Source organism: Microcoleus sp. BM001215392, assembly GCF_036700185.1.
In the GTDB taxonomy this organism is placed as follows: Bacteria; Cyanobacteriota; Cyanobacteriia; order Cyanobacteriales; family Microcoleaceae; genus Microcoleus.
The window spans coordinates 1-3,295 of the sequence record NZ_JAUBOJ010000566.1 but is presented as its reverse complement, the minus strand read 5'-3'; the positions used below and the strand labels follow the sequence as shown (position 1 = coordinate 3,295).

The window sequence follows — 3,295 nt, the reverse complement described above, 5'->3', positions numbered from 1 at the left end:
CTGACAACTGACAACTGACAACTGACAACTGACAACTGACAACTGACAACTGACATAACATAATGGCTCGTTATTCTCGACTGCAAAAACTGATTTCTTATATGCGCCCGCACTGGAAACCCACATTTTGGGGCGTTTTTTCCTTATTAATTGTCAATGCTGTGGGCGTTTACATTCCCCTACTGATTCGGAATGCAGTTGACACTCTCCAATTTGCGACTAAATTTGACCAAGTTTTCAACTACGTGATACTCATTCTGATACTCGCCTCAATTATGTGGGTGATTCGGATGGTATCGCGGATTCTGCTGTTTGGCGTCGGGCGTCAAGTCGAATTTGACCTCAAACAGCAAATATTTAATCATTTATTAACATTAGAACCGTCTTATTTTGCTGCCAATACTGTAGGCGATTTAATTAACCGCGCTACCTCCGACTTGGACAATATTCGCCGCTTGGTGGGTTTTGCAGTGCTGAGTTTGGCGAATACAGCCTTTGCTTATGCTTTGACTTTGCCGGTGATGCTGGGGATTAATGTACGGCTGACGCTGTTGGCGATCGCAGTTTATCCATTAATGCTAGTTTTGGTACAGTTATTTAGCGACAAACTTCGCATCCAGCAACTAGCAGTCCAAGAAGAACTCTCGGCGATGAGCGATTTAATTCAAGAGGATATGAGCGGAATGTCCGTAATTAAAATCTATGCTCAAGAAGAAAACGAACGTCGAGCTTTTCGCGATTGTAACGCCAAGTTGCTATCAGCCAATTTGACATTAGCCCAAACTCGAAACTTTATTTTTCCACTACTGGGCGGTTTAGCCAGCATCAGTTTGCTGGTGCTGCTTTCTGCGGGTGGCGGAGCAATTGCTAAAGGCGAAATTAGCATCGGCGATTTTGTGGCGCTGCTGATTTATGTCGAGCGTTTGGTATTTCCGACGGCGCTGTTGGGTTTCACAATTACTGCTTACCAGCGCGGAGAAGTCAGTGTCGATCGCATAGAATCAATTTTGACTGTGGAAGCGCAAATTAAGGATACTGCCGGTGCAATTGAATTGCCAACTCCAGTAATCGGGGAAATTGTCGCCCGCAACTTGAATTACACCTATCCCGGTGCTAAGATACCCGCGCTCAAAGATGTCAATTTTACCATCAAACCGGGCGAAACCGTCGCGATTGTTGGCGCGATCGGTTCTGGGAAATCAACCTTGGCCAATGCTTTGCCGCGGTTGTTAGATATCGATGCGGGTGAGTTGTTTGTAGACGGGCAGGATATTACCGAGGTGAAGTTGAGGGAGTTGCGCGGGGCGATCGCCTACGTGCCCCAAGAAAGCTTTTTGTTCGGCACTAGCATCAAGAATAACATCCGCTACGGCAATCCTTTAGCAGAACAGCCACAGATTGAAGCAGCCGCCAAACAAGCGCAAATCCACCCAGAAATCCTCAATTTTCCGCAGCAGTACAAAACAGTTGTCGGCGAGCGCGGCATTACCTTATCCGGCGGACAAAGGCAGCGAACAGCACTAGCTAGAGCCTTGTTAGTTGACGCTCCCGTGCTAATTTTAGATGACGCTCTTTCCAGCGTGGACAATCAAACAGCGACCGATATTTTGCAGAACTTGGCAACCGGAACAGATCGCAAAACCGTAATTTTCATCTCGCATCAAATGTCAGCCGCCGCGAGTGCCGATCGCATATTCGTGATGGAAAAAGGAGAAATAGTCCAAAGCGGCACTCACGCAGAATTGGTAAAGCAAACAGGGCTTTATCAGTATTTGTGGAACCAGCAAAAACTAGAAGAATTGCTGCATTGACTTGTGCGATAGTCCGAAAAAGGGTGCATCTCACTTTGGCAAATATGTTTGTAGGGGCGAAGCATTCGCGCTGCAAATCTCTCGTATAGTCGATAGGATACAGGCGCGAATGCGAGAGCCCTTGCGGATATGTTTGCACAATTGGGATACTCCCAAAGTTTTTGAAGAGGGCGAAGCATGACCGCATATAAGTTATTAGTTATAATCACATATTGATTGCGGTCATGCTTCGCCCCTACGGATATATTGGCAAAAGTGAGGTGCTCCCGGGACAAAAACTGAAGTCCGAACGATCAAACTGAAGCGTGGTTGACTTAGTTATTTATCAAAAATAGTCGTGGAAAATCAAAATTCCGATCCTTCAAACCTCTCCAGCAGCACTGATTCACCGCAAAATCCTCCCATCAAAATCATGCCCTTAGGCGACTCAATTACCGATGGATACTTCGTACCAGGAGGATATCGCATCGACTTACAACCTGCGATGGAGAATCGAGGCTATGCTATTGAGTTTGTCGGTTCCCTAAGCAACGGCCCCGATACCTTACTCTCTCAGCATCACGAAGGACATTCCGGTTGGCGGATCGAAGAAATTTGCGATCGGGTTGTGGATTGGCTGGAAACCTTCCAACCGGATATTATTTTGCTCCTCATCGGCACCAATAATATCGGACAATGGTATCAAGTGGAAACTGCAAGCTATCGCCTCAAGCAATTAATCGATCGCATTTTTCAAACTTCACCCAATATCAAACTCTTTCTCGCTTCACTTCCTCCGATGTCGGAACCCACCTTAAATCAGCGAGTTATACAATACAATCAAAACAGCGAGGAGTTAGTCAAGGAAAAACAACAAGCAGGGAAGCCCATAGATTTTGTTAATTTATATAAGATCCTCAGCCTTGAGGATCTCCCCGATGGCATTCATCCCAACCGAGAAGGATTTCGGAAAATTGCTAGTGCTATTGAAGCTTGTCTGTCAGCGCACCTAAGTTAACCAATTCCCGATGCTGGATTCCGCGCAGTCTAAAATCATTTATTTGGTATCATCAATGTCTGCTGCTGCTACGGGCGATCGCATTTTCGTCATGAAAAAAGCAGAAATAGTCCCAAGTGACACTGATGCAGAATTGGCAAAGCAAACAGGTTCGCAGTAAGCAATGCAAGTTTTTCCAACCGTCTGGAAAGTGTTTCTACCAACTTTCCATAAAGTCACACAAAAATATTATAAACCCCAGAACTGTGCAATAAAATTGGTTCGTAGTGCGGACTTTAGTCCGCTTTTAGCCTGCGGACTAAAGTCCGCACTACGAACTTTTATTTCATGGTTATAATAATTCACCGGACATGATATTACCGATGCATCTGGGTTTGACAAATATGTTTGTATGGGCTATAGCATGACCGCATTCAATATAGGATTATAACTAATAATTTATATGCGGTCATGCTTCGCCCTCCTCAAAAACCAGATGCACCCGATA

General features: G+C 45.2%; 3 protein-coding genes. All 3 read left to right on the top strand.

The genetic code is table 11. From position 1 onward, the window contains the following. The first annotated feature begins 62 nt into the window (after positions 1 to 62). The 3 genes from QT974_RS32720 (at position 63) to QT974_RS32710 (ending at position 2,968) form a co-directional block, all read left to right on the top strand. Positions 63 to 1,811, top strand: a complete 1,749-nt coding sequence (locus QT974_RS32720) for an ABC transporter ATP-binding protein (RefSeq protein WP_333472525.1) — start codon at positions 63 to 65, stop codon at positions 1,809 to 1,811. A gap of 337 nt (positions 1,812 to 2,148) precedes the next feature. After that, on the top strand, positions 2,149 to 2,808 hold the full coding sequence (locus QT974_RS32715) for an SGNH/GDSL hydrolase family protein (protein ID WP_333472524.1): 660 nt from the start codon (positions 2,149 to 2,151) through the stop codon (positions 2,806 to 2,808). Between the two features lie 10 nt (positions 2,809 to 2,818). Further along, entirely contained in the window at positions 2,819 to 2,968 is a 150-nt protein-coding gene (locus QT974_RS32710; protein ID WP_333472523.1) for a hypothetical protein, read from the top strand. The last annotated feature ends 327 nt before the right edge of the window (positions 2,969 to 3,295 follow it).